A 25,968-nucleotide genomic window follows, 5' to 3' on the forward strand; every position below is an offset into this window, starting at 1 on the left:
AAATGGCCTGTTGTGTTTCACAACAGGCCGTCCTGCACCCGTTAACTGCCCGGACAATTAGTGTTGTTTCAGTTTATCTTTATGTTTATTGAGCTGTCGCGCAAGCTTATCAATCAAGCCGTCGATAGCCGCGTACATGTCTTGCCCTTCCGCACTGGCATGGAGTTCCCCTCCGTTGACGTGCAGGGTCGCATCCGAGATATGAGTCACTTTCTCCACTTTCAACACAACGTAGACCTGATTGATTCTCTCGAAATACTGCTCAAGTTTCGCGAACTTCGCGTTCACAAAATCGCGTAAAGCCTCAGTAATCTCGACGTTGTGTCCGGTGATATTGAGCTGCATAGTGTCTTCCTTATCGGTTGTGTCAAACCAGTTGTTTACGCTGGTTAGACGGCGGAATGGATAAAGACTCTCGATACTTCGCGACAGTACGACGTGCCACCATGATACCCTGATCGGACAGCATGGTGGTTAACTTACTGTCACTTAGTGGCTTCGCGGGGTTCTCCGCGGCGATCAACTTCTTCACCAGTGCGCGAATGGCCGTTGACGAGGCTTCGCCGCCGCCTTCGGTACTCACGTGGCTGGAGAAGAAATACTTAAGCTCAAAAATGCCGCGTGGACTGTGCAGATACTTTTGCGTGGTCACGCGGGAAATGGTTGATTCATGCATCTCGACGGCCTGGGCAATGTCTGCCAGCACCATCGGTTTCATAAACTCTTCGCCCTGTTCAAAGAAGGCCTGCTGTTGTTCAACAATACAGCGGCTGACGCGCAGCAGCGTGTCGTTACGGCTCTCCAGACTCTTGATCAGCCAGCGTGCTTCCTGCAGGTTGCTGCGGATGTACTGATTATCGGCATCGTTACGCGCGCTGGTGCACATGGAGGCGTACTGCTGGTTGATTTGCAGGCGAGGAATACTGTCGGAGTTCAGTTCAACGACCCAGCGGCCGTTGTGTTTTCTCACCAGCACATCAGGAATGACATACTCCGGCTCGCTGGTCTGAATCGACTGCCCCGGACGCGGATCGAGCGACTGGATCAGGTTCACCGCTTCCTTCAGCACCTCTTCTTTCAGGCGCGTGACGCGCATCAGCGTGCGGAAGTCGTGATTCGCCAGCAGATCCAGATGATCGCTGATAATGAGCCGCGCTTCGTCAATCCACGGCGTCTCTTTGGCAAACTGCGAGAGCTGGATCAGAAGGCAGTCGCGCAGATCTTTTGCGGCGACGCCAATCGGGTCGAAACGCTGAACGCGTTTCAGAACGGCTTCGATCTCTTCCAGTTCAATCTCGTCGTCGCCGATGCTTTCCAGAATATCGTCCAGCGTCACGGTCAAATAGCCCGTGTCGTCAACGGCATCGACAATCGAGGTGGCAATCGCGCGATCGGTATCGGAGAAAGGGGTCAGCTCTACCTGCCACATCAGGTAGTCCTGAAGTGACTGGGTGGTTTCGCCCTGATAGACCGGAAGTTCATCGTCCTGATAGTCTGCACGCGTACCGGAAGGAGTGCCTGCGGTGTAGATTTCATCCCAGCTGGCGTCCAGCGGCAGCTCGTCCGGCATCTCTTTTTGTTCGAGCGCGTCGACGGTATCGAGCGTTTCAGTGTCCTGCGTTTGCTGGGTATCTACCTCGTCATGAAGATCGGTTTGCTCCAGCAGCGGATTGCTGTCCAGCGCTTGCTGGAGCTCCTGCTGGAGTTCTAACGTGGACAACTGCAACAGACGGATCGCCTGCTGTAGCTGCGGCGTCATTGCCAGTTGCTGGCTGAGCCTTAATTGCAAACCTTGCTTCATGTTCAGCGCGTTTTTCTCCGGTTCGGCGTGATTTAACCTCTACCCTATCAGAGTCTGAAGTCTTCCCCAAGGTACACGCGCTTAACATGCTCATCTTCGAGGATTTGCTGCGGCGTACCGTGGGCAATCAGATGGCCCTGGCTCACGATGTAGGCGCGTTCACAGACGGCCAGCGTTTCACGAACGTTGTGGTCCGTGATCAGTACGCCAAGCCCGCTGTCGCGCAGATGCTCAATGATGCGTTTGATATCAATAACGGAGATGGGGTCAACGCCCGCAAAAGGTTCATCCAGCAGGATGAATTTCGGGTTTGCTGCCAGGGCGCGCGCAATCTCGACGCGGCGGCGTTCACCGCCAGACAGCGCCTGACCGAGGCTATCGCGCAGGTGTTCGATATGGAACTCTTCCATCAGCTCGTTCGCACGGTCAGTGCGCTGCTCGTTGGTCAGATCGTCACGGATCTGCAACACGGCCATCAGGTTATCGAAGACGCTTAAGCGGCGGAAAATGGATGCTTCCTGCGGAAGATAGCCGATGCCGCGGCGCGCGCGGGCATGCAGCGGCAGCAGGCTGATGTCTTCATCATCGATGATGATGTTGCCGGCGTCACGCGGAACAATGCCTACCACCATGTAGAAGGTGGTGGTCTTGCCCGCACCGTTAGGACCAAGCAAACCCACAATTTCGCCGGAGTTGACGGTCAGACTGACATCTTCGACGACGCGGCGGCCCTTATACGCTTTCGCGAGGTTTTTTGCAGTTAATGTTGCCATAGCGAATTAGTTACTCTTTTTCTGTGCCGGAGCCTGACCGTTGTTTTTGTCCTGCAACTGCGAAGGAACAAGCACGGTGGTGACGCGTTTGCCTTTCTCGCTGGAGGCCTGCATTTTCTGCTCTTTCACCAGATAGGTGATCTTGTCGCCTTTGATATTGCTGTCCAGCTGTTCCAGGTAAGCATTACCGGTAAGGATGACCAGGTCCTTCGCCAGCTCATAGTGCATATGCGAGGCATGGCCTTTTACCGGCTTGCCGTTATCCTGCATCTGGTAGAAGGTGGCCGGATTACCATAACCATCAATAATTTCTTTGCCCTGCTCGCCGCCCGGACGGGTCACGACAACTTTGTCGGCATTGATTTTAATGGTGCCCTGGGTCACAACGACGTTGCCGGTGAAGGTGACGACGTTACCCTGCATATCCAGAGACTGCGTATCAGATTCAATATGAATCGGCTGTTCGGTATCGCCAGTCACAGCAAGCGCGGGAAGACTGGCCGCCAGCAGCGCGCTGGCGATAACAACTTTAAGGCTGAGTTTGTTTGTTTTGAATTTCATAGGAGGTTCTAACCTTTTCAATCAGCTCGGCGTTTTTGCTGCGTAAGTTCCCGCGCATTCTTAGACCGCTGGAATTAAATGTTGTGCCATACAGGGTGACTAAATCCTGCGACGTGACATCCTGGGTGACCAGGTTGATCTGGGCGTTATCCGTCGTAATTTTGCGCAACTGAGCGTCCGCAGTCAGGGCGTTGACTTCAACGTGACCATACAGATAGAGCATACGGTCATTCGTCAGTTTTGCCCGGTCAGACTTGATTGACCACGTCGGCACTTTGTCCGTATCAAAGGTGGTCAGGACCGGCTGGGTAAACCACGAGGTGCCGTCATCTGAAAAATATTCTACATGCTGAGCAATCAGGCGATAGTTCAGCGCGCCTTCGGGGCTATAGACCACGGTATCGCTGTGATCGCTTTTGTAGGTAGGGTCACTCGTGTTGACCACGTCCGTTTGCGCATCATCGCGGTCGGCGAGGTTCACGCCAATCAGTATCAGGACGGCAAGCGAAAGCAGAATGATAACCCAACGTCTGGTTTTACTCATATCGATTGCCCTTTCGCCTCATCAAGCTTGCCCTGCGCCAGCAGAAGCAGATCGCAGACTTCACGGACGGCACCACGGCCACCCTGAATATGGGTAACATAATCAGCACGCGGGATCAGCAACGGGTGCGCGTCAGCCACGGCGATGCTCAGACCGACCTCCGCCATTACCGGCCAGTCGATCAAATCATCCCCGACGTACGCCACATTCTCTGGCGCAATAGCCAGTTTTCCCAGCAGGTCCCGGAAGGCAACCATCTTATCAGATTGCCCCTGATAGAGATGAGTAATGCCCAGCGTTTCACACCGATCCTCTACCAGTTTAGCCTTCCGCCCGGTGATGATCGCCACGTCAATGCCGGAGGTGAGCGCACAGCGGATACCGTAACCGTCACGAACGTTAAAGGCTTTCAGCTCTTCGCCGTTATTGCCCATATAAATCAGACCGTCGGAGAGCACGCCGTCCACATCGAGGATCAGCAGACGGATATTTTCCGCCTTTGCCATCATGTGGGCGCTCACCGGGCCATAACAGGTTGCAAGGGATGCACCCGCATTACTCATTGTCTTATCCTTCATTACACTACGCCTGCGCGCAGCAGATCATGCATATGTACCACACCCAGCAGTTGGTCGCCATCGGCAACCATCACTGAGGTAATATGGCGGGACTGCATCAGGTTCAGCACATCTACCGCCAGCGTGCCCGGACGGACGCGGATCCCGCCAGGCGTCATCACATCAGCGATGCCCAGCGTGCGGACATCCACTCCCATATCGAACACCCGGCGCAGGTCACCGTCGGTGAAGATGCCCTGAATCTTCATCAGATCGTCGCAGATTACCGTCATACCCAGATTTTTACGGGTGATCTCCAGTAACGCATCGCGCAGAGAGGCCTCTTTGCTGACGTGCGGGATTTCATCGCCGGTGTGCATAATATCGTTAACCCGCAGCAGCAGTTTGCGCCCGAGCGCGCCGCCAGGGTGAGAAAGGGCGAAATCTTCTGGCGTGAAGCCCCGGGCTTCCAGCAGCGCAACGGCAAGGGCATCGCCCATCACCAGCGCGGCGGTCGTGCTGGAGGTAGGCGCCAGCCCCAGCGGACACGCTTCTTTAGGCACCTTCACGCAAAGGTGGATATCCGCCGCGCGGGCCATGCTGCTTTCCGGGCGGCTGGTCATGCAAATCAGCGGCACCTGAAGGCGCTTGAGCACCGGGATCAGCGCCAGGATTTCATTCGATTCCCCGGAGTTGGACAGGGCGATAACCACGTCCTGCGGCGTAACCATGCCCAGATCACCGTGCGCCGCCTCACCCGGGTGCACGAAGAATGACGAGGTGCCGGTACTGGCAAACGTCGCCGCCATCTTGCGCCCAATATGGCCGGACTTACCCATCCCCATCACCACGACTTTACCGGCACAGTAGAACATCTTCTCACAGGCCAGACTAAAATCCTGATTAATGTACTGATCTAACTGCGCCAGACCTTCACGTTCAATCTCCAGAACGTCTTTGCCTGCTTTCTGAAAGTCAAAACCCGGCTGCAATTCTATTTGCGACATAATGCGTTTCCGTTTACCCAGAGAGAAGAGGCGAGAGCCAGTACAGCATCGCCATCCATACGATAAATCCACCCGTCAGCAGCGCGCCTGCGCCTTTGCCAATCTGCTCTTTTCGCCGCCAGCAGAGCAGGGCGAAAATTACGCTGACCAGCAGCATCACACCGTAATCGCGCGTGAAGACCATCGGGTTAAACGGCCCCGGCGAGATTAGCGCCGGCAGCCCCGTCACGATCGCGATATTGAAAATATTCGAGCCGATAATATTGCCGATGGCGATATCATCTTCCCCTTTACGCGCTCCGGCGATGGCGGTGGCCAGCTCGGGCAGGCTGGTGCCGATGGCAATCACCGTCAGACCGATTGTCAGTTCGCTCATCGCAAACGCGTTCGCCAGCACCGTTGCGTTGTCGACGACCATCCGCGTGGCCATCGGCATGATGATCAGCGCCACGCCCAGCCACAGCAGGGCGACGGGTAAGGTGCCCTCCCGGGGCAGCTCGGCGAGATGCTCACGCGTGAGGCTATCGTTGCCCTGTTTTTCCGCCAGGCGAGCGATTTTAACGCTATAAAGTAACCAGATCCCGGCCAGGGCGAGGAGGAATATACCGTCTCCGACGCTCAGTATCCCGTCGTAAAGCACGCAGCCTGCCAGCAGACTGACGACTAACATTAGCGGCAATTCGCGGCGCAAAACATCAGAATGCACGCGAAATGGATGGAGTAATGCGGCTAAGCCTAAAATCAGTAATATATTGACGATGTTAGAGCCAATCGCGGTACCAATAGCGAGGTCGACCTGGCCATGCAGCGATGCTGAAACAGAAACGATGATTTCAGGAAGCGAAGTGCCTACACTAACCACCGTCATCCCAATAATGATGGGCGGCATGCCGATGAGTCGACAGAGAATTGATGCGGCAAAGACCAAACGGTCAGCACTGTAGACCACCAACAGTAAACCAATTATTAACAGTGCTGTTGCTAAAAGCATCAAAAGTCCTTTCTTCAGGTATACTCGCTGGTCCACTGCGCACGAATATTGGCGCCAGATGAAGTCTGAGACGTAACGAATTCCTAATTTTGACTTTATGCGCCGGAAAAGTAAAACAAATGCCAGCTTTAGCTAACCCCAATAGCGAATATTCTGTAAAAATGCGGGGTTTAGGGCTGATTTACGCTTCATGCCAGCCGTGAAGCAAGGTAAGAAAGGAACCATAAATGAGCCAAACGATGGCGAATATAGTCGATGTCCGGGGCGTCAGTTTTTCTCGCGGCAACCGGTTAATATTTGATGATATTTCGCTGACCGTGCCGCGTGGTAAAATCACCGCCATCATGGGGCCGTCAGGGATCGGTAAAACGACGTTGCTGCGTCTTATCGGTGGGCAAATCCCCCCTGATAGCGGCGAAATACTCTTCGACGGCGAAAACGTCCCGGAGATGTCTCGCTCGCGCCTCTACACGGTTCGCAAACGGATGAGCATGCTCTTTCAGTCGGGCGCGCTGTTCACTGACATGAACGTTTTTGACAACGTGGCCTATCCATTGCGCGAGCACACCCATCTTCCGCCTGCGCTGCTGCAAAGCACGGTGATGATGAAGCTTGAAGCCGTAGGGCTGCGGGGCGCTGCGAAGCTTATGCCGTCTGAACTCTCGGGTGGGATGGCGCGCCGCGCCGCGCTGGCGCGCGCTATTGCACTGGAACCCGATCTCATCATGTTCGACGAACCGTTCGTCGGGCAGGACCCTATCACCATGGGCGTGCTGGTGAAGTTAATTTCAGAGCTGAACAGCGCCCTTGGAGTCACCTGCGTGGTGGTTTCTCACGACGTGCCGGAAGTGCTGAGCATTGCTGATTACGCCTACATTGTGGCTGATAAAAAGATCGTCGCCCACGGCAGCGCCCAGGCGTTGCAGGAGAATGGCGATCCGCGCGTGCGGCAGTTCCTGGACGGCATCGCGGACGGGCCTGTGCCTTTCCGCTATCCGGCGGGTGACTATCATGACGATTTACTGGGAATAGGGAGTTAAGCCACTCATGCTGTTAAATGCGTTGGCTGGTCTTGGACACCGTGGCCTAAAAACCATCAGTACGTTCGGGCGTGCCGGATTAATGTTGTTCAACGCGCTGGTGGGCAAGCCGGAGTTCCGCAAGCACGCGCCGTTGCTGGTGCGGCAGCTTTATAACGTCGGCGTTTTGTCGATGCTTATCATCATCGTGTCGGGCCTGTTTATCGGCATGGTGCTGGGGTTGCAGGGGTATCTGGTGCTGACTACCTACAGCGCGGAAACCAGCCTTGGCATGCTGGTGGCGCTCTCGCTGCTGCGTGAGCTTGGGCCGGTCGTGGCCGCGCTGCTGTTCGCCGGTCGCGCCGGGTCGGCGCTGACGGCGGAAATCGGCCTGATGCGCGCAACCGAGCAGCTCTCCAGCATGGAGATGATGGCGGTCGATCCGCTGCGCCGGGTCATCTCTCCGCGCTTCTGGGCCGGGGTAATCTCCTTACCGTTACTGACTATCCTGTTTGTGGCGGTAGGTATCTGGGGAGGCGCGCTGGTTGGCGTTAACTGGAAAGGGATTGACGCCGGATTCTTCTGGTCTGCCATGCAGGACGCTATCGACCTGCGGATGGACTTGATTAACTGTCTGATCAAGAGCGTGGTTTTCGCTGTGACGGTTACCTGGATTGCGTTGTTTAACGGTTATGATGCCATTCCAACGTCGGCGGGCATTAGCCGTGCAACGACACGTACTGTTGTACATTCGTCGCTGGCCGTTTTGGGTCTGGATTTTGTGCTCACCGCACTGATGTTTGGGAATTGAGTTCATGCAAACGAGAAAAAATGAAATTTGGGTCGGCGTGTTTCTGCTTCTGGCGCTGCTGGCCGCGCTGTTTATCTGCCTGCGTGCGGCGGACATTACCTCTGTCCGCACCGAGCCGACGTACCGCATCTACGCGACCTTCGATAACATCGGCGGCCTCAAGGCGCGCTCACCGGTTCGTATTGGTGGCGTCGTTATCGGCCGGGTCTCAGACATTACGCTGGATGAGAAAACCTATCTGCCGCGCGTCGCGATGGATATTGAAGAGCGCTACAACCACATTCCGGACACCAGCTCGCTTTCCATCCGCACTTCCGGCCTGCTGGGGGAGCAATACCTGGCCCTTAACGTTGGTTTTGAAGATCCTGAGCTGGGAACGACTATCCTTAAAGACGGTAGCGTAATCCAGGATACCAAGTCAGCGATGGTGCTGGAAGATATGATTGGTCAGTTCCTTTACAACAGTAAAGGGGATGATAAAAAGTCTGACGATGCCCCTGCGCAGAGTGAAGACCACACCAACGTCGAACCGACGCCAGGCGCGACGAATTAATTTCAGGAGAAGTCCATGTTTAAACGACTGTTAATGGTTGCCATGCTGGTCATTGCCCCTCTTACCGCGGCGCACGCTGCGGATCAGAGCAATCCGTACAAGCTGATGAATGAGGCCGCGAAGAAAACCTTCGACCGTCTTAAAAATGAACAGCCTAAAATCCGCTCTAACCCTGACTATCTGCGCGATGTGGTAGACCAGGAGCTGCTGCCGTACGTGCAGATCAAATATGCGGGCGCGCTGGTGCTGGGGCGTTACTACAAAGATGCGACCCCGGCGCAGCGTGAGGCTTACTTTGCCGCGTTCCGTGAATACCTGAAGCAGGCTTACGGCCAGGCGCTGGCGATGTACCACGGCCAGACCTATCAGATTGCCCCTGAACAGCCGCTGGGCGATGCCACCATCATTCCTATCCGCGTAACGATCGTCGATCCAAACGGCCGCCCACCGGTTCGTCTGGACTTCCAGTGGCGTAAGAACAGCCAGACCGGGAACTGGCAGGCGTACGACATGATCGCCGAAGGCGTCAGCATGATCACCACTAAACAGAACGAGTGGAGCGATCTGCTGCGCACCAAAGGCATTGATGGCCTGACTGCACAGCTTCAGTCTATCTCTCGTCAGAAAATTACGCTGGACGAGAAGAAGTAATGTCGCAGCAACTTAGCTGGGCGCGCGACGGCGAGACGCTGGCGCTGACGGGGGAGCTGGATCAGGATCTGCTTAACCCGCTGTGGGAGGCTCGCCATAACGCGATGCAGGGCGTGACGCGGATTGACTTACATGGCGTCACGCGGGTGGATACCGCCGGTATTGCCCTGCTGGCGCATCTGGTTGCCACGGGTAAGAAGCAGGGGAGCAACGTTACCCTGGCGGGGGTAAGCGATAACGTCGTTACCCTTGCAAAGCTTTACAATTTGCCTGAGGACGTATTACCTCGCTAACTTTTTCAGTACGTTACTTCCGAAAGCCCCGTCAGTTTACTCGTCGGGGCTTTTTGCTTGTTTAAGACCGCGTCACTTTGCTCTAAGATGTTGGGCTTGTTTTCACTATCAGATGATGTAGACCCCATGGAAAATAATGAAATCCAGACTGTGCTGATGAATGCACTCTCCCTTCAGGAAGCCCACGTCTCTGGCGATGGCAGTCACTTCCAGGTTATTGCTGTGGGTGAGATGTTCGACGGAATGAGTCGCGTGAAGAAACAGCAGGCTGTGTACGCGCCGCTGATGGAATATATTGCGGATAACCGCATCCACGCCCTGTCGATTAAAGCGTTCACCCCACAGGAGTGGGCTCGCGATCGCAAACTAAACGGTTTTTGAGCTGAGGGCGAAACGCCCGCAGCACGGTTGAATTTATAAGAGAGCAAACGATGGATAAATTTCGTGTACAGGGACCAACGCGTCTCCAGGGCGAAGTCACAATTTCTGGCGCTAAAAACGCCGCGCTGCCCATTCTTTTCGCTGCGCTGCTCGCAGAAGAGCCGGTAGAGATCCAGAACGTACCGAAGCTGAAAGATATCGACACGACCATGAAGTTGCTCGGCCAGTTGGGCACCAAAGTGGAGCGTAACGGTTCCGTCTGGATCGATGCCAGCAACGTGAACAACTTCTCAGCACCGTATGAGCTGGTGAAAACCATGCGCGCATCCATCTGGGCGCTTGGCCCGCTGGTGGCACGTTTCGGTCAGGGACAGGTTTCACTGCCGGGCGGTTGTGCCATCGGCGCGCGTCCGGTCGATCTGCACATCTTCGGCCTGGAAAAGCTGGGCGCAGAGATCAAGCTGGAAGAGGGTTACGTTAAGGCGTCCGTGAATGGCCGTCTGAAAGGCGCGCACATCGTCATGGACAAGGTGAGCGTGGGCGCAACGGTCACCATCATGTCGGCTGCTACGCTGGCGGAAGGCACCACCATCATCGAAAACGCCGCACGCGAGCCTGAAATCGTTGATACCGCGAACTTCCTGGTGGCGCTGGGTGCGAAAATTAGCGGACAGGGTACTGACCGCATTACCATCGAAGGCGTTGAGCATCTGGGTGGCGGCGTGTATCGCGTACTGCCAGACCGTATCGAAACCGGTACCTTCCTGGTGGCCGCGGCTATTTCTGGCGGTAAAATTGTCTGCCGCAATGCACAGCCTGATACGCTGGATGCTGTTCTGGCTAAACTGCGCGATGCGGGTGCGGATATTGAAATCGGTGAAGACTGGATCAGCCTGGACATGCATGGCCAGCGTCCTAAAGCCGTTAATGTGCGCACTGCGCCACACCCGGCATTCCCGACGGACATGCAGGCGCAGTTTACCCTGCTGAACCTGGTGGCTGAAGGCACGGGCTTTATCACGGAAACCATCTTCGAAAACCGTTTCATGCACGTACCGGAACTGATCCGTATGGGTGCGCATGCTGAAATCGAAAGCAATACGGTAATCTGTCACGGCGTTGAAAAACTGTCCGGTGCGCAGGTCATGGCGACCGATCTGCGCGCGTCTGCGAGTCTGGTACTGGCAGGCTGCATTGCGGAAGGCACTACCGTTGTCGATCGTATCTACCACATCGATCGTGGTTACGAGCGTATCGAAGACAAACTGCGCGCGCTGGGTGCAAATATTGAGCGTGTGAAGGGCGAGTAATCTTTCCGGCACCCCCCTGCCAGACCAGGCCGGGGGATTGCTGTTCCTGCCAGTCCGGGTGCATCAGTCCTGATGTGCTTTCTTCACTTTGCTCTGGCGCATCATGCGCGTTCTGTCGATAAATTCATGGGTAACGGGATCGTGGTAGCGTGACGGCCAGATTATCCATGGATGCGTTTCCAGCGCCGTTGCGATAATCAGCTCCCCCTTCGGCCATGGGCGGGTCAGCGCGTTTGCCAGCGTCGACGAGCTCAACCCATTACGACGTGATTCGGCAGCCAGCGATGTCCCTTTTTTACGCAGCGCCGCAATAATGTCAGCAGAATGCCAGTCGATGAATTTTGTATCCATAATGCTGTCCTTGTGTTCGTTATCGTCCACGCCTTTTCGTGTGAAAAGACAGCATTACTATACCCACTTCGAACATGCGATTTAAAAAGTTCATGTTACGAGAAGCAATATTCAGAATAAGGCACGGCTTTATGCATGCGGCCTGTAACCGGATGAATTTACACGAATATGGAATTTACTGGAGCATACTAAAATCTCCCTGCGGGGCGCAGGGAGAGGAGGGAGGAATTAACGATCGCGCTGAACGGCGATGTGAGCAAGGCCTATAAGCGCATCACGCCACGGGCTGTCAGGGATCACCTGAATCGCGGCGATGGCTTTATCCGCTTCTTCTTCAGCACGCTGACGCGTCCATTCCAGCGAGCCGCAGATTGCCATTGTTTCCAGTACTGGTTCCAGAAGATGGCGACCATTTCCCTGCTCGATTGCTTCACGGATCATCTGCGCCTGTTCCGGCGTGCCATTGCGCATGGCGTGGAGCAGCGGCAGCGTTGGTTTGCCTTCGTTCAGGTCATCACCGACGTTTTTGCCGAGCGTTTCGCCGTCTGCGCTGTAGTCCAGCAGATCATCGATCAGCTGGAACGCCGTGCCGAGGTAACGGCCGTAGTCCTGAAGGCCTTTTTCCTCCGCTTCGCTACAGCCTGCCAGAATGCCAGAGCACTGCGCGGCCGCTTCAAACAGGCGCGCGGTTTTGCTGTAAATCACGCGCATGTAGTTTTCTTCGGTGATGTCCGGGTCGTTGACGTTCATCAGCTGCAGGACTTCACCCTCAGCAATAACGTTGACGGCCTCTGACATCACTTCCAGCACCTTCAGCGAGCCCAGGCTGGTCATCATCTGGAAGGCGCGGGTATAGATAAAATCCCCCACCAGGACGCTTGCCGCATTGCCAAACGCCGCGTTGGCGGTGGCTTTACCGCGGCGCATGTCCGACTCATCCACAACGTCGTCGTGAAGCAGGGTGGCGGTGTGGATAAATTCGATCAGCGCTGCGATCGTGACGTGAGCATTTCCCTGATAGCCAACCGCGCGAGCGGCCAGAATGGCAATCATCGGACGAATGCGTTTGCCGCCGCCGCTGACGATGTAATAGCCCAACTGATTGATCAGCTGAACGTCAGAGTTGAGTTGCTCCAGGATTGCTGCATTTACACCCGCCATATCTTGCGCGGTTAACTCATTGATTTTTTCTAAATTCATCGCAAAAGCCGGGCTTTTTATCCTGTTTATCCCACACGATATGGGTTCACAAAGGGTTTCGGTTTATAAATAGTATTGCTGATTGTACTGAAAAAACGGCGCAGATAAACGTTACCGTACGTGTTGTGTTTTTTTTCTTCATGTATTGATGCTAGCACTTGTCAAAGGCTCGCGTTTTGCGTAATATTCGCGCCCTATTGTGAATATTTATAGCGCACTCTGAATCATACGAGGATGTGCGCGGAAGCGGAGTTTATATGTACGCGGTTTTCCAAAGTGGTGGTAAACAACACCGAGTAAGCGAAGGTCAGACCGTTCGCCTGGAAAAGCTGGACATCGCAACTGGCGAATCTGTTGAGTTCGCTGAAGTTCTGATGATCGCAAACGGTGAAGAAGTCAAAATCGGCGTTCCTTTCGTTGATGGCGGCGTTATCAAAGCTGAAGTTGTTGCTCACGGTCGTGGCGAGAAAGTTAAAATCGTTAAGTTTCGTCGTCGTAAACACTATCGTAAGCAGCAGGGCCACCGTCAGTGGTTCACTGATGTGAAAATTACTGGCATCAGCGCCTAAGACCTGAGGAGAGATTTAAATGGCACATAAAAAGGCTGGCGGCTCCACACGTAACGGTCGCGATTCAGAAGCTAAACGCCTGGGCGTTAAGCGTTTCGGTGGCGAATCCGTTCTGGCGGGTAGCATCATCGTTCGTCAGCGTGGCACCAAGTTCCGCGCGGGTACCAACGTAGGTTGCGGTCGTGACCACACTCTGTTTGCTAAAGCAGACGGTAAAGTGAAATTTGAAGTTAAAGGCCCGAACAACCGTAAATACATCAGCATCGTTGCTGAGTAAGGTTTTCTCGGTCCGGTAACGGATTAAAGCCCCGCAACGTGTTGCGGGGCTTTTTACATTGGAAACCCGGAAAATTTTCTGTAGGGAAAACGGGCATGAAGCAGCAGGCCGGCATTGGTATTCTTTTGGCGCTCACCACCGCAATGTGCTGGGGTGCGCTGCCAATTGCAATGAAGCAGGTACTCGAAGTGATGGAGCCGCCTACGGTGGTGTTTTATCGCTTCCTGATGGCAAGCATCGGCCTGGGCGCCATTCTGGCTGTCAAAGGTAAGCTGCCACCGCTGCGCATCTTCCGTAAGCCGCGCTGGCTGGTGTTACTGGCTATCGCGACGGGCGGTCTGTTCGGTAACTTCATCCTGTTCAGCTCTTCCCTGCAATATCTTAGCCCCACGGCGTCACAGGTGATTGGTCAGCTTTCACCGGTCGGCATGATGGTCGCCAGCGTATTCATCCTCAAGGAGAAGATGCGCGGGACGCAGATTATCGGGGCAAGCATGCTGCTTTGCGGTCTGGTGATGTTCTTTAACACCAGCCTGATCGAGATATTCACCCGCCTGACGGATTACACCTGGGGTGTGATTTTTGGGGTGGGTGCAGCAACGGTCTGGGTGAGTTATGGCGTCGCGCAAAAGGTGTTATTGCGCCGTCTTGCCTCACAGCAGATCCTCTTTTTGCTGTACACTTTGTGTACACTGGCATTATTGCCGTTAGCGAAGCCGGGTGTTATCGCCCAGCTCAGCGACTGGCAGCTGGCGTGTCTCATTTTTTGTGGGCTTAACACGCTGGTCGGTTATGGCGCGCTGGCCGAAGCAATGGCGCGCTGGCAGGCAGCACAGGTGAGCGCCTTAATCACGCTTACCCCGCTGTTTACGCTGTTATTTTCAGATTTGTTATCAATGGCCTGGCCCGATGTCTTCGTCAAGCCGATGCTCAACCTGTTGGGCTATCTCGGTGCGTTTGTCGTGGTTGCGGGCGCGATGTATTCCGCCATTGGTCATCGTCTCTGGGGACGTTGGCGCAAAAATGAAGCGGTCCCCGCTCAGGCGAATGAGTTACGGAGAGTAAAATGAAGTTTGTTGATGAAGCGACGATTCTGGTCGTGGCAGGTGATGGCGGTAACGGTTGTGTAAGCTTCCGCCGTGAAAAATATATTCCTCGTGGCGGCCCTGACGGCGGTGACGGTGGAGACGGTGGTGACGTGTGGCTGGAGGCGGATGAGAACCTCAACACGCTGATCGACTACCGTTTCGAAAAATCTTTCCGCGCCGAGCGTGGCCAGAACGGCCAGAGCCGCGACTGTACCGGTAAACGCGGTAAAGACGTGACGATCAAAGTGCCGGTGGGTACGCGTGTGATCGACCAGGGCACGGGCGAAACCATGGGTGATATGACCAAACACGGTCAACGCCTGATGGTGGCGAAAGGCGGCTGGCACGGTCTGGGCAACAGCCGTTTCAAATCCTCCGTTAACCGTACCCCGCGTCAAAAGACAATGGGTACCCCGGGCGATAAGCGCGATCTGCAGCTGGAACTGATGCTGCTGGCAGACGTGGGCATGCTGGGTATGCCAAATGCCGGTAAGTCGACGTTTATCCGCGCTGTCTCTGCTGCGAAACCAAAAGTGGCGGACTATCCGTTTACGACGCTGGTTCCGAGCCTCGGCGTTGTCCGTATGGATAACGAGAAGAGCTTCGTGGTGGCTGACATCCCGGGTCTGATTGAAGGCGCAGCAGAAGGCGCTGGCCTGGGTATTCGCTTCCTGAAGCACCTTGAGCGCTGCCGCGTCCTGCTGCACCTCATTGATATCGATCCAATCGACGGCTCCGATCCGGTTGAAAACGCCCGGATCATCATCGGCGAGCTGGAAAAATACAGTGAGAAACTGGCGGATAAACCACGCTGGCTGGTCTTCAACAAGATCGACCTGATGGACAAAGCGGAAGCCGAAGCGAAAGCTAAAGCGATCGCTGAAGCGATGGGCTGGGAAGATAAGTACTATCTGATCTCTGCCGCGAGCCAGGTTGGCGTGAAGGATCTCTGCTGGGATGTGATGACCTTTATCATCGAAAACCCGGTGGTTCAGGCGGAAGAAGCGAAACAGCCGGAAAAAGTCGAATTCATGTGGGATGACTACCACCGCCAGCAGCTCGAAGAGCTGGAAGCGGAAGAAGATGATGAAGACTGGGACGACGACTGGGATGAAGACGACGAAGAAGGCGTCGAGTTCATCTACAAGCACTAAATCCCGCATAAAGCCCCTTAACGGGGCTTTTTTTATCCTATCTTCGCGGGTAGCCAGCAGCTGGCGATTAGGCCGCCCTCGGTGCCGTTCTCCAGCGTTAAACGACCATGATGGAGCTGCACGATGCGCTGTACGATGCTCAGCCCAAGGCCGCTGCCACCGTAGCGCTGATCGAGGCGTCGGAAAGGTTCGGTGATCGACTGTCGGTGCGCATCGTCAATACCCGGACCCTGGTCTATAACGCTGACCCGGGTACCGTCCTCCGTCTCTGCTAACGTCACTTCAATCGTCGTTCCTGCCGGGCTGTAGCGGGCGGCGTTCTCCAGCAGATTCCTTAACATCAGACGCAGCAGGACGGCATCGCCCTGCACCGTCAGCGGGCTGTGAGCAGGCCATATCACCATATGCTCTCTGGCTTCATGCTCCAGGCTGAGCGGTGCAATGATCGTCTCCGTCCAGTTAACGGTTTCGTAGTGACCGCTTGCCATCGCCTGTCCGGCACGCGCCAGCATCAGCAGCTGTTCCACCGTATGCATAAGCTGATCGATGCGGCTTACCAGCGGGGCGGCCTGCGGCGATCCGGACTGAGCCATCAGTTCAAGATGGAGCCTGATACCCGCAAGCGGCGTTCGCAGCTCGTGCGCCGCGTCGGCGGTAAACAGGCGCTCCTGTTGAATAGTATGATCCAGCCGGGCGAGAAGCTGATTCAGCGAGGTAGTCACCGCGCCAATCTCTTCCATGTCGGAATACATCGGCAGGGGAGTGAGGTTATCCGCCGAGCGGTTCGCAAGGCTGGCCCGCAGCTTATTGAGGGGGCGGGTGATCCAGGTTACCGCCCAGAATGAGAAGAACAGGGTAAAACCGACCATCACCAGAGAAGGAACCAGCAGGGAGGCAATGGCTTCACGGATCTCTTTTTCGACATGGTTGTTGCGCGATTTCGCGGACAACGTTTCGTTCACCAGAAAACCGATTTGCTCGCGGCTCTCATGCCACAGCCAGATCACGCTAATCAACTGGAAAAATAACAGAATAACCGCCAGCAACACCATCAACCGCCGGCGCATACTGTTCATTTCTGGCTCTCCAGACGGTAGCCCACGCCGCGGACGGTTTTAATGCGATCTTTACCGAGCTTGCGCCGCAGATTATGGATATGAACTTCAAGCGTGTTTGATCCCGGATCGTCCTGCCAGGAGTAAATGTCCTGCTGCAGCGTTTCACGGTGCACCGTCTGCCCGCTGCGCATGATCAGGCGCGTAAGCAGGGCAAACTCTTTTGGCGTCACTTCCACCGGCTGGGACTGGCGCAGCACCTGCTGGGTTTGTAGATTAAGGGTAATATCCCCGTCCGTAAGCAGGTTGTCACTGTGGCCCTGATAGCGGCGGATCAGCGCCCGCACGCGGGCCTGTAGCTCGGCAAGGGCAAAGGGTTTTACCAGATAATCGTCAGCGCCAGAATCCAGCCCGTTAATTCTGTCCTCTATGGCATCGCGGGCCGTGAGGATCAGTACGGGGTTATCCACTCCGCGACGACGCCACTGGCTCAGCAGCGTCGCCCCGTCTTTATCCGGCAGGCCCAAATCCAGGATCACCAGGCTGTATTCGCCGCTCTGGATCAGGGCATCCGCTTCAGCAGCCGTGGCGGCACAATCCAGGGCGTAGCCTTCGTTCCCCAGCGCCAGCGCTAACCCTTCCTGCAATAACAGATCGTCTTCAACTATAAGTAGTTTCATCGCTAGTTATTCTGGTAGATATCCTTATAGAGCCTGCTTTCGAAGCGTACCAGTGGAATACGACGATTGCGCTGGTCGGCCGGTTCGACGGCATAGCCGGAAAGATACTGCACAAATGCCATACGTTGCCCGCTGGCTGTCGTGATAAAACCAGCAAGGTTGTAAACCCCTTGCAGGGAGCCGGTTTTGGCTGACACTTTGCCATCCACGCCCGCGGCGTGAAGCCCCGCGCGATACTGAAGGGAGCCATCGTGCCCCGCAAGCGGCAGCATCGTAATAAAGTTTAGCTCAGCGTCGTGCTGCGCAATGTACTGCAGCACCTGCATCATGGTGGCCGGAGAAATCAGGTTATGGCGCGATAGGCCGGACCCATCGACGGCGATCGTATTGCCCAGATCGATACCCGCCTGCTGGCGCAGGATCTGGCGCACGGCATCAGAACCGGCACGCCAGGTTCCCGGCACGCCAAAGCGTGCATGCCCAATCATGCGGAACACCGTGTCGGCAATCATGTTATCCGACTTTTTCAGCATAATCTTAAGCAAATCATGCAGTGGCGCGGACTGCTTGCTGGCGATCACTGTACCTGGCTCGTTCACCTGCGTCTGGCGCAGCAGCGTTCCGGTGTAGGTTATGCCCGCCTGCTTGAGTTCGTCTTTGAAAATCGCGCCGGCATACCCTGCACCGTCCTGAATGGCGAAGGCCAGCGGCAGGGGTCGGCGCGCTGGGAAAGGCATCCCGTTAGCGTATAGCGGTTAAGATCGCCCGGTACCACGTCCAGCTCGCAATACTGTGCCTCCGGTGAGCCTTTCGCCAGCGTACGAACCTGGCTGAACATCGTGACCGGATAGTAGGACGCAACGCGGATGAAGGCTAAATCGTTCGGTTTTGGCGCACTGTAAAGCGAGACGGAGAAGCAGTTACGGTCGACGATCGCGGCGGCTGGCGGGGCGCTAAAGCACTGCGTCATGTCGTTCCAGGGCCAGCCCGGCGCTTTATCGTGGCTGGCGAAAATAGAGGTGTCGATCAGCACGTTGCCATCGATTTTTGTCACGCCGGATTTTTTCAGCGCCGCCACCATGTTGCGGACATCCTGGCGCTTAAAGGTGGGATCGCCACCAAAACGGGCGATAAGATCGCCTTTCAGTTCACCGCCCTCGACGTTACCTTTGGTTTCAAGGGTGGTGATAAAACGGAAGTCTGGCCCGAGCTGGAGCAGGGCGGCGAGGGCGGTGATCACCTTCTGGGTACTGGCAGGCAGCGCCATCTGTTGACTGTGATAGTCAATTGCGGGAGCCGGCGCGCCAACCTTCTGCACCATCAGGGCAAGGTTCGCGCCAGCGGGCAGCTGATTAATGTACTCTTCAACATTCGCGGCCTGAACGGTGAACGTTATACTGGTAGTCAATCCGATGATAAAACTGGAAAATCGCATAATCTCGCGCTAACAACCCGAAAACAAACCGTCATACTACGGTGCATGGCACCGTAAAGTAAACGATGACCCATAGTGAACTTCGCGGTAAAATACGTATCAAATTGAAAAATTGCTGCTGACCTGGGGCGTTGCTCCCGGGTCGGTTTTCTTTTTGCTTCTGGCCTGTTCAGGTGGGCTGGAGCAGGGAACACTGCTCCCAACAGGAATGTTTAAGAGGTATAACAAATGCAAGCTATTCCGATGACCTTACGTGGTGCTGAAAAACTGCGCGAAGAGCTGGATTTTCTGAAGTCCGTACGTCGCCCTGAAATCATCGCCGCTATCGCAGAAGCGCGTGAACATGGCGACCTGAAAGAAAATGCTGAATACCACGCGGCGCGTGAGCAGCAGGGTTTCTGTGAAGGGCGCATTAAGGATATCGAAGCGAAACTGTCCAATGCACAGGTAATCGATATCACTAAAATGCCAAACAATGGCCGCGTGATCTTTGGTTCTACCGTTAGCGTCCTGAACCTCGATAACGACGAAGAGCAGACCTATCGCATCGTGGGGGATGATGAAGCAGACTTCAAACAGAATCTGATTTCAGTGAATTCACCGATTGCTCGCGGCCTGATTGGCAAAGAACAGGACGATGTAGTCACCATCCGCACGCCCGGCGGTGAAGTGGAATACGAAATTATTAAGGTTGAATACCTGTAATTCGCTTCTCTACTAAGATGTTGATACATTGTAAAGAAAAGAAAAAGGCCGCATAGCGGCCTTTTATCAACTCAAGGAGCATGGCATTTTGCTCGCCTGCTGAAAGAAATCCCTCGTTTCACACACAAAATGTGTTCGATTCAGGATATCCTTAGCGTGGCAGCGAGATTTTACGCTCTTTAGATGGGCGATAGAGCACCAGCGTTTTACCGATGACCTGTACATTACAGGCGCCGGTTTCGCGCACGATGGCTTCCACGATCAGGTTTTTAGTGTCTCTGTCTTCAGAGGCGATTTTCACCTTGATCAGCTCGTGGTGTTCCAACGCTTGTTCAATCTCGGCAAGCACCCCTTCGGTCAAACCATTGTTGCCAAGCATCACTACAGGCTTGAGCGGATGTGCCAGACCTTTAAGGTGCTGTTTTTGTTTAGTACTCAGATTCATCGTATATTTTTGCTTACGTTGGGATTGAAAACGGTTCATTCTACCGCCATCTCCCTTATATCGCCAAATAGCTGCGTAGAAATTTACGTCACAGGCAAGCAACGATGAACCAGGACGGAAATGTTAAATGACAGGTAAAAAGCGTTCTGCCAGTTCCAGCCGCTGGCTTCAGGAACACTTTAGCGATAAATATGTTCAACAGGCGCAGAAAAAAGGGTTGCGTTCCCGCGCCTGGTTTAAACTTGATGAAATACAGCAAAGTGACAAACTTTTTAAACCGGGAATGACCGTAGTCGACCTCGGTGCGGCACCTGGCGGATGGTCCCAGTATGCGGTAACGCAGATCGGCGGAACGGGCCGAATCATCGCATGCGATCTTTTACCAATGGATCCCATTGTCGGTGTCGACTTCCTTCAGGGCGACTTTCGTGATGAATTAGTGCTTAAAGCGTTACTTGATCGTGTAGGTGACAGTAAGGTCCAGGTTGTCATGTCGGATATGGCACCAAATATGTGCGGAACACCGGCGGTGGATATCCCCCGCGCCATGTATCTGGTGGAGCTAGCGTTAGAAATGTGTCGTGATGTACTAGCGCCTGGTGGTAGTTTTGTTGTGAAGGTGTTTCAGGGCGAAGGTTTCGAGGAGTATCTTAAGGAAATTCGCTCCCTGTTTGCGAAGGTCAAAGTTCGTAAGCCGGACTCTTCCCGGGCCCGTTCCCGAGAAGTGTATATTGTAGCGACCGGGCGAAAATGATAACCGGTAGATTTCAGGCGAAAGTTTGAATGAAACTGGATATAGAGTATCCTGACGCTGTTTTTAACACAGTTGTAATATGAGGTTAATCCCTTGAGTGACATGGCGAAAAACCTAATACTCTGGCTGGTCATTGCCGTTGTGCTGATGTCAGTATTCCAGAGCTTTGGGCCCAGCGAGTCGAATGGCCGCAAGGTGGATTATTCTACCTTCCTGCAGGAGGTCAATCAGGACCAGGTTCGCGAAGCGCGTATCAACGGACGTGAGATCAACGTTACCAAGAAAGATAGTAACCGTTACACGACTTACATCCCGGTGAACGATCCTAAGCTGCTTGATAACCTTCTGACCAAAAACGTCAAAGTGGTAGGCGAGCCGCCAGAAGAACCAAGCCTGTTGGCTTCTATCTTCATTTCCTGGTTCCCGATGCTGCTTCTTATCGGCGTCTGGATCTTCTTTATGCGCCAGATGCAGGGCGGCGGTGGCAAAGGTGCCATGTCGTTCGGTAAGAGCAAGGCGCGTATGCTGACGGAAGATCAGATCAAGACCACCTTTGCTGACGTTGCAGGTTGTGACGAAGCAAAAGAAGAGGTGGGTGAGCTGGTTGAATACCTGCGCGAGCCGAGCCGTTTCCAGAAGCTGGGCGGTAAGATCCCGAAAGGCGTGCTGATGGTTGGCCCTCCGGGTACCGGTAAAACCCTGCTGGCGAAAGCCATCGCGGGTGAAGCGAAGGTGCCGTTCTTTACTATTTCAGGTTCTGACTTCGTTGAAATGTTTGTCGGTGTCGGTGCATCTCGTGTGCGTGACATGTTCGAACAGGCCAAGAAGGCAGCGCCGTGCATCATCTTTATCGATGAAATCGACGCCGTTGGCCGCCAGCGTGGCGCAGGCCTGGGCGGTGGTCACGATGAACGTGAGCAGACCCTGAACCAGATGCTGGTTGAGATGGACGGCTTCGAAGGTAACGAAGGTATTATCGTTATCGCGGCAACTAACCGTCCGGACGTACTCGACCCTGCGCTGCTGCGTCCAGGCCGTTTCGACCGTCAGGTTGTGGTCGGTCTGCCGGACGTTCGTGGTCGTGAACAGATTCTGAAAGTGCACATGCGTCGCGTACCGCTGGCGCCAGACATCGACGCGGCAATCATTGCGCGTGGTACGCCGGGCTTCTCCGGTGCCGATCTGGCTAACCTGGTCAACGAAGCCGCACTGTTCGCCGCTCGCGGCAACAAGCGTGTGGTATCAATGGTGGAATTCGAGAAAGCGAAAGACAAAATCATGATGGGTGCGGAACGTCGCTCCATGGTGATGACGGAAGCGCAGAAAGAGTCCACGGCATACCACGAAGCAGGCCACGCCATTATCGGTCGCCTGGTGCCGGAACACGATCCGGTACACAAGGTAACGATTATTCCACGTGGTCGTGCGCTGGGTGTGACCTTCTTCCTGCCTGAAGGCGACGCGATCAGCGCCAGCCGTCAGAAGCTGGAAAGCCAGATTTCAACCCTGTACGGCGGTCGTCTGGCAGAAGAGATTATCTACGGTGCGGAACATGTTTCCACCGGTGCGTCGAACGACATTAAGGTGGCGACGAACCTGGCGCGTAACATGGTGACGCAGTGGGGCTTCTCCGACAAACTCGGTCCGCTGCTGTATGCAGAGGAAGAGGGTGAAGTATTCCTGGGCCGTTCTGTGGCGAAAGCGAAGCATATGTCCGATGAGACGGCTCGTATCATCGACCAGGAAGTGAAAGCGCTGATTGAACGTAACTACGCTCGCGCTCGTCAGATCCTGAACGACAATATGGACATCCTGCACTCGATGAAAGATGCGCTCATGAAATATGAGACCATCGATGCACCGCAGATTGACGACCTGATGGCTCGCCGCGAAGTGCGTCCGCCAGCAGGCTGGGAAGACCCAGGTGCTTCCAATAATTCTGACAACAATGGCACCCCGCGTGCGCCGCGTCCGGTCGATGAACCGCGTACGCCGAACCCGGGTAACACCATGTCAGAGCAGTTGGGCGACAAGTAAGCACGACTGTTGAAGCGTTTGTCTGTACCTCAAACCCTGGAGCTTGCTCCGGGGTTTTTCTTATCTGTTAAACCATATCTATACCAGGGATTTCGTCATGAAACTATTCGCCCAGGACTCGCATCTCGACCTTTCACATCCCCATGTGATGGGGATCCTGAACGTCACGCCTGATTCCTTCTCTGACGGCGGCACGCACAACTCGCTCATCGACGCGGTTAAGCACGCGAATTTGATGATCAACGCGGGGGCCACCATCATTGACGTTGGCGGTGAATCAACGCGTCCTGGCGCGGCGGATGTTTCGGTGGAAGAGGAGCTGGCGCGCGTGGTGCCGGTGGTAGAAGCTATTGCTCAGCGCTTCGAAGTGTGGATCTCGGTAGATACCTCTAAGCCTGAGGTAATCCGCGAAGTTGCGAGAGTGGGCGCTCACATTATCAATGATATCCGCTCGCTGACCGAGCCAGGCGCTCTTGAAGCCGCTGCGGAAACCGGGCTGCCGGTGTGTCTGATGCATATGCAGGGACAGCCTAAGACGATGCAGGAAGCGCCAAAATATGATGATGTGTTTGCCGACGTCAGCCGCTTCTTTACTGAACACATCGCTCGCTGTGAGCGTGCGGGTATCGCAAAAGAGAAATTGCTACTCGACCCGGGCTTCGGTTTCGGTAAAAATCTCTCTCACAATTACGCGTTGCTTGCGCGCCTGTCAGAGTTTCATCAGTTCGGCCTGCCGCTGCTGGTAGGGATGTCGAGAAAATCGATGATTGGGCAGTTGTTGAATGTCGGGCCGGGCGAACGCCTGAGCGGCAGTCTGGCCTGCGCGGTGATAGCCGCAATGCAGGGCGCGCATATAATTCGTGTCCATGACGTAAAAGAAACAGTAGAGGCCATGCGCGTGGTGGAAGCCACACTGGCAGCGAAGGGAAATAAACGCTATGAGTAATCGTAAATATTTTGGCACCGATGGCATCCGCGGGCGCGTAGGCGACGCGCCAATCACACCTGATTTTGTCCTGAAACTGGGCTGGGCAGCAGGTAAAGTACTGGCGCGTCATGGCTCCCGTAAAATCATTATTGGTAAAGACACCCGTATTTCAGGCTATATGCTGGAGTCTGCGCTGGAAGCCGGGCTGGCAGCGGCGGGGCTTTCTGCTTCCTTTACGGGGCCAATGCCTACCCCTGCTGTTGCGTATCTGACCCGCGCCTTCCGTGCTGAGGCCGGTATCGTTATTTCGGCTTCTCATAACCCGTTCTACGACAACGGTATCAAATTCTTCTCCATCGACGGCACCAAGCTGCCGGATGACGTGGAAGAGGCGATTGAAGCGGAAATGGAAAAAGAGATCACCTGCGTTGACTCGGCTGAGCTGGGTAAAGCCAATCGCATTGTCGATGCTGCGGGTCGCTACATCGAGTTTTGCAAAGGCACCTTCCCGAACGAACTGAGCCTGGCCGACCTTAAAATTGTCGTGGACTGTGCAAACGGTGCGACTTATCACATTGCGCCGAATGTTTTCCGCGAGCTGGGCGCAAAAGTGATTACTATCGGCTGCGAGCCGGATGGCCTGAACATTAACGAAGAAGTCGGGGCAACCGACGTTCGTGCCCTGCAGGCGCGCGTGCTGGCCGAAAAAGCCGATCTGGGTATTGCCCTGGACGGCGACGGTGACCGCGTGATCATGGTTGACCATGAAGGCAACAAGGTCGATGGCGATCAGATCCTCTACATTATTGCCCGTGAAGGCCTGCGTCAGGGTCAGCTGCGCGGCGGTGCGGTTGGCACGCTGATGAGCAACATGGGCCTGGAGCTGGCGCTGAAGCAGCTGGGGATCCCGTTCGTGCGCGCGAAAGTGGGTGACCGCTACGTGCTGGAAAAACTCCAGGAGAAAGGCTGGCGTATCGGCGCGGAAAACTCCGGTCACGTGATCCTGCTCGACAAAACCACCACCGGCGACGGCATTGTGGCGGCGCTGCAGGTTGTTGCCGCGATGGCGCGTAACCATATGAGCCTGCACGATCTTTGCAGCGGCATGAAAATGTTCCCGCAGATCCTGGTGAACGTGCGTTTCACCGCGGGTAAAGGCGATCCGCTGGAAAATGATAACGTCAAAGCAGTGATGGCAGACGTTGAGGCTGCCCTCGGTAACCGTGGTCGTGTTCTGCTGCGTAAGTCCGGTACTGAACCGCTGATCCGCGTGATGGTGGAAGGTGAAGACGAAGCGCAGGTGACTGAATTTGCTCACCGCATTGCGGACGCCGTTAAAGCTGCATAATTTTTCAGAGTAAGTGTTTAAAAAGGCGGCGTTTGCCGCCTTCGTTTTAAGCAATAAATGGCTTTTTGCTGTTTTTTTCCGCAGTTGATACAATGCGTCGAAAATGCCCTTGCGAAGGTGATTCGCTTTGGTTAGTATTCACACCCGCTTCAGTGGGAAACAAAATCCTGCTAATTGGTCGAAGCATTGGTATGCGGCAAATCCGCAAGGAACAGGTTGATTATGTACGAAGCTCTTTTAGTTATTTTCCTTATTGTAGCCATCGCTCTCGTAGCGCTGATTATGCTGCAGCAAGGTAAAGGCGCTGATATGGGAGCCTCCTTCGGAGCAGGCGCTTCCGGTACGCTGTTCGGTTCAAGTGGTTCTGCGAACTTCATGACCCGCACAACGGCGATTCTGGCTACGCTGTTCTTCATCATCAGTCTGGTGCTGGGCAATATCAATAGCAACAAGACCAGTAAAGGAAGCGAGTGGGAAAACCTGAGCGCGCCAGCGAAAACTGAGCAGACTCAGCCAGCTGCACCGGCTAAGCCGACCAGCGATATCCCGCAGTAAGTATTCCGTACCGAGGTGGTGGAATTGGTAGACACGCTACCTTGAGGTGGTAGTGCCCTAACGGGCTTGTGGGTTCGAGTCCCATCCTCGGTACCAATATTCCAGAAGAAAGACGTCGCAAGACGTCTTTTTTTT

At 54.8% G+C, this 25,968-nt stretch carries 30 protein-coding genes, 1 tRNA gene and 1 pseudogene; 18 read left to right on the forward strand and 14 right to left on the reverse strand.

All coding sequences use genetic code 11. From position 1 onward, the window contains the following. Nucleotides 1–57: 57 nt before the first annotated feature. From hpf to HWQ14_RS07670, 8 genes are read right to left on the reverse strand one after another with little or no spacing between them, the layout of a single operon-like run. Nucleotides 58–345 (reverse strand): ribosome hibernation promoting factor, encoded by a 288-nt coding sequence (gene hpf / locus HWQ14_RS07635; protein WP_014171818.1) that lies wholly within the window; start codon nucleotides 343–345, stop codon nucleotides 58–60. Nucleotides 346–367: 22 nt separating this feature from the next. After that, on the reverse strand, nucleotides 368–1,801 hold the full coding sequence (gene rpoN / locus HWQ14_RS07640; RefSeq protein WP_148418309.1) for an RNA polymerase factor sigma-54: 1,434 nt from the start codon (nucleotides 1,799–1,801) through the stop codon (nucleotides 368–370). A gap of 47 nt (nucleotides 1,802–1,848) precedes the next feature. Further along, on the reverse strand, nucleotides 1,849–2,574 hold the full coding sequence (lptB, locus tag HWQ14_RS07645) for an LPS export ABC transporter ATP-binding protein (protein ID WP_148418310.1): 726 nt from the start codon (nucleotides 2,572–2,574) through the stop codon (nucleotides 1,849–1,851). A gap of 6 nt (nucleotides 2,575–2,580) precedes the next feature. After that, nucleotides 2,581–3,135, reverse strand: a complete 555-nt coding sequence (lptA, locus tag HWQ14_RS07650; protein WP_063451030.1) for a lipopolysaccharide ABC transporter substrate-binding protein LptA — start codon at nucleotides 3,133–3,135, stop codon at nucleotides 2,581–2,583. Beyond that, on the reverse strand, nucleotides 3,104–3,679 hold the full coding sequence (lptC, locus tag HWQ14_RS07655) for an LPS export ABC transporter periplasmic protein LptC (protein ID WP_148418311.1): 576 nt from the start codon (nucleotides 3,677–3,679) through the stop codon (nucleotides 3,104–3,106). The genes lptA and lptC overlap by 32 nt, the downstream gene beginning before the upstream one ends. After that, entirely contained in the window at nucleotides 3,676–4,242 is a 567-nt protein-coding gene (kdsC, locus tag HWQ14_RS07660; protein ID WP_148418630.1) for a 3-deoxy-manno-octulosonate-8-phosphatase KdsC, read from the reverse strand. The genes lptC and kdsC overlap by 4 nt, the downstream gene beginning before the upstream one ends. A gap of 14 nt (nucleotides 4,243–4,256) precedes the next feature. Beyond that, nucleotides 4,257–5,243, reverse strand: coding sequence for an arabinose-5-phosphate isomerase KdsD (gene kdsD, locus HWQ14_RS07665; protein WP_148418312.1), 987 nt, complete (start codon nucleotides 5,241–5,243; stop codon nucleotides 4,257–4,259). 13 nt (nucleotides 5,244–5,256) lie between these two features. After that, nucleotides 5,257–6,234: a calcium/sodium antiporter gene (locus tag HWQ14_RS07670; protein ID WP_176609380.1), complete on the reverse strand. Its 978-nt coding sequence runs from the start codon at nucleotides 6,232–6,234 to the stop codon at nucleotides 5,257–5,259. Between the two features lie 227 nt (nucleotides 6,235–6,461). Between HWQ14_RS07670 and mlaF the strand changes: the two genes are divergently transcribed. The 7 genes from mlaF (at nucleotide 6,462) to murA (ending at nucleotide 11,252) form a co-directional block, all read left to right on the forward strand. Next, a complete protein-coding gene (gene mlaF, locus HWQ14_RS07675) occupies nucleotides 6,462–7,274 on the forward strand; it encodes a phospholipid ABC transporter ATP-binding protein MlaF (protein WP_148418314.1) in 813 nt (270 codons plus the stop codon). A gap of 7 nt (nucleotides 7,275–7,281) precedes the next feature. Then, the gene (mlaE, locus tag HWQ14_RS07680; protein WP_148418315.1) at nucleotides 7,282–8,064 is read left to right on the forward strand and encodes a lipid asymmetry maintenance ABC transporter permease subunit MlaE; all 783 of its coding nucleotides are present in this window, start codon (nucleotides 7,282–7,284) and stop codon (nucleotides 8,062–8,064) included. 4 nt (nucleotides 8,065–8,068) lie between these two features. Next, nucleotides 8,069–8,617, forward strand: coding sequence for an outer membrane lipid asymmetry maintenance protein MlaD (mlaD, locus tag HWQ14_RS07685; RefSeq protein WP_148418316.1), 549 nt, complete (start codon nucleotides 8,069–8,071; stop codon nucleotides 8,615–8,617). 15 nt (nucleotides 8,618–8,632) lie between these two features. Further along, the gene (gene mlaC, locus HWQ14_RS07690; RefSeq protein WP_148418317.1) at nucleotides 8,633–9,268 is read left to right on the forward strand and encodes a phospholipid-binding protein MlaC; all 636 of its coding nucleotides are present in this window, start codon (nucleotides 8,633–8,635) and stop codon (nucleotides 9,266–9,268) included. Then, complete coding sequence (gene mlaB, locus HWQ14_RS07695; RefSeq protein ID WP_176609381.1) at nucleotides 9,268–9,561, forward strand: lipid asymmetry maintenance protein MlaB; 294 nt, start codon at nucleotides 9,268–9,270, stop codon at nucleotides 9,559–9,561. The genes mlaC and mlaB overlap by 1 nt, the downstream gene beginning before the upstream one ends. A gap of 126 nt (nucleotides 9,562–9,687) precedes the next feature. Next, entirely contained in the window at nucleotides 9,688–9,942 is a 255-nt protein-coding gene (ibaG, locus tag HWQ14_RS07700; protein ID WP_003861840.1) for a BolA family iron metabolism protein IbaG, read from the forward strand. 50 nt (nucleotides 9,943–9,992) lie between these two features. Beyond that, nucleotides 9,993–11,252, forward strand: coding sequence for a UDP-N-acetylglucosamine 1-carboxyvinyltransferase (gene murA, locus HWQ14_RS07705; protein WP_176609382.1), 1,260 nt, complete (start codon nucleotides 9,993–9,995; stop codon nucleotides 11,250–11,252). A gap of 63 nt (nucleotides 11,253–11,315) precedes the next feature. On the opposite strand, the gene sfsB is transcribed toward murA, so the two are convergent. After that, nucleotides 11,316–11,603, reverse strand: a complete 288-nt coding sequence (gene sfsB, locus HWQ14_RS07710; protein WP_148418319.1) for a DNA-binding transcriptional regulator SfsB — start codon at nucleotides 11,601–11,603, stop codon at nucleotides 11,316–11,318. A 228-nt stretch (nucleotides 11,604–11,831) separates the two neighbouring features. Beyond that, nucleotides 11,832–12,803 (reverse strand): octaprenyl diphosphate synthase, encoded by a 972-nt coding sequence (gene ispB / locus HWQ14_RS07715; protein WP_148418320.1) that lies wholly within the window; start codon nucleotides 12,801–12,803, stop codon nucleotides 11,832–11,834. Nucleotides 12,804–13,060: 257 nt separating this feature from the next. On the opposite strand from ispB, the gene rplU reads away from it, so the two are divergent. The 4 genes from rplU (at nucleotide 13,061) to cgtA (ending at nucleotide 15,891) form a co-directional block, all read left to right on the forward strand. Then, on the forward strand, nucleotides 13,061–13,372 hold the full coding sequence (gene rplU, locus HWQ14_RS07720; protein ID WP_003025032.1) for a 50S ribosomal protein L21: 312 nt from the start codon (nucleotides 13,061–13,063) through the stop codon (nucleotides 13,370–13,372). 19 nt (nucleotides 13,373–13,391) lie between these two features. Continuing rightward, complete coding sequence (gene rpmA / locus HWQ14_RS07725) at nucleotides 13,392–13,649, forward strand: 50S ribosomal protein L27 (RefSeq protein ID WP_176609383.1); 258 nt, start codon at nucleotides 13,392–13,394, stop codon at nucleotides 13,647–13,649. 95 nt (nucleotides 13,650–13,744) lie between these two features. Beyond that, nucleotides 13,745–14,719: a DMT family transporter gene (locus HWQ14_RS07730; RefSeq protein ID WP_148418321.1), complete on the forward strand. Its 975-nt coding sequence runs from the start codon at nucleotides 13,745–13,747 to the stop codon at nucleotides 14,717–14,719. Then, nucleotides 14,716–15,891, forward strand: a complete 1,176-nt coding sequence (cgtA, locus tag HWQ14_RS07735; RefSeq protein ID WP_148418322.1) for an Obg family GTPase CgtA — start codon at nucleotides 14,716–14,718, stop codon at nucleotides 15,889–15,891. The genes HWQ14_RS07730 and cgtA overlap by 4 nt, the downstream gene beginning before the upstream one ends. 32 nt (nucleotides 15,892–15,923) lie before the next feature. Here the strand turns inward: cgtA and pmrB are convergent, their stop codons facing one another. The 3 genes and pseudogenes from pmrB to dacB form a co-directional block, all read right to left on the reverse strand. Then, nucleotides 15,924–16,967, reverse strand: a complete 1,044-nt coding sequence (pmrB, locus tag HWQ14_RS07740) for a two-component system sensor histidine kinase PmrB (protein ID WP_176609384.1) — start codon at nucleotides 16,965–16,967, stop codon at nucleotides 15,924–15,926. After that, nucleotides 16,964–17,626 carry a two-component system response regulator PmrA gene (gene pmrA, locus HWQ14_RS07745; protein WP_148418324.1) on the reverse strand — a complete coding sequence of 221 codons (663 nt, stop codon included), beginning with the start codon at nucleotides 17,624–17,626 and terminating at the stop codon, nucleotides 16,964–16,966. Before pmrA ends, pmrB begins: the two co-directional genes overlap by 4 nt. A gap of 2 nt (nucleotides 17,627–17,628) precedes the next feature. Next, nucleotides 17,629–19,061, reverse strand: a pseudogene (dacB, locus tag HWQ14_RS07750) (serine-type D-Ala-D-Ala carboxypeptidase). Between the two features lie 228 nt (nucleotides 19,062–19,289). Between dacB and greA the strand changes: the two are divergent. Then, complete coding sequence (greA, locus tag HWQ14_RS07755) at nucleotides 19,290–19,766, forward strand: transcription elongation factor GreA (protein ID WP_006812122.1); 477 nt, start codon at nucleotides 19,290–19,292, stop codon at nucleotides 19,764–19,766. 151 nt (nucleotides 19,767–19,917) lie between these two features. On the opposite strand, the gene yhbY is transcribed toward greA, so the two are convergent. Further along, entirely contained in the window at nucleotides 19,918–20,211 is a 294-nt protein-coding gene (yhbY, locus tag HWQ14_RS07760) for a ribosome assembly RNA-binding protein YhbY (RefSeq protein ID WP_003861814.1), read from the reverse strand. 127 nt (nucleotides 20,212–20,338) lie between these two features. On the opposite strand from yhbY, the gene rlmE reads away from it, so the two are divergent. From rlmE to HWQ14_RS07790, 6 genes are all read left to right on the forward strand, one after another. Next, nucleotides 20,339–20,965 carry a 23S rRNA (uridine(2552)-2'-O)-methyltransferase RlmE gene (rlmE, locus tag HWQ14_RS07765; protein ID WP_003861812.1) on the forward strand — a complete coding sequence of 209 codons (627 nt, stop codon included), beginning with the start codon at nucleotides 20,339–20,341 and terminating at the stop codon, nucleotides 20,963–20,965. Nucleotides 20,966–21,067: 102 nt separating this feature from the next. Next, nucleotides 21,068–23,002 carry an ATP-dependent zinc metalloprotease FtsH gene (gene ftsH / locus HWQ14_RS07770; RefSeq protein ID WP_003861810.1) on the forward strand — a complete coding sequence of 645 codons (1,935 nt, stop codon included), beginning with the start codon at nucleotides 21,068–21,070 and terminating at the stop codon, nucleotides 23,000–23,002. Nucleotides 23,003–23,099: 97 nt separating this feature from the next. Continuing rightward, nucleotides 23,100–23,948, forward strand: a complete 849-nt coding sequence (folP, locus tag HWQ14_RS07775) for a dihydropteroate synthase (protein ID WP_176609385.1) — start codon at nucleotides 23,100–23,102, stop codon at nucleotides 23,946–23,948. Beyond that, nucleotides 23,941–25,278 (forward strand): phosphoglucosamine mutase, encoded by a 1,338-nt coding sequence (glmM, locus tag HWQ14_RS07780; protein WP_148418327.1) that lies wholly within the window; start codon nucleotides 23,941–23,943, stop codon nucleotides 25,276–25,278. The genes folP and glmM overlap by 8 nt, the downstream gene beginning before the upstream one ends. A gap of 222 nt (nucleotides 25,279–25,500) precedes the next feature. Then, the gene (secG, locus tag HWQ14_RS07785) at nucleotides 25,501–25,833 is read left to right on the forward strand and encodes a preprotein translocase subunit SecG (protein WP_003861803.1); all 333 of its coding nucleotides are present in this window, start codon (nucleotides 25,501–25,503) and stop codon (nucleotides 25,831–25,833) included. A gap of 9 nt (nucleotides 25,834–25,842) precedes the next feature. Continuing rightward, nucleotides 25,843–25,929, forward strand: a tRNA-Leu gene (locus HWQ14_RS07790). The last annotated feature ends 39 nt before the right edge of the window (nucleotides 25,930–25,968 follow it).

The sequence above is a fragment of the Enterobacter cloacae genome (assembly GCF_013375935.1).
GTDB classification, from domain to species: Bacteria; Pseudomonadota; Gammaproteobacteria; order Enterobacterales; family Enterobacteriaceae; genus Enterobacter; species Enterobacter pasteurii.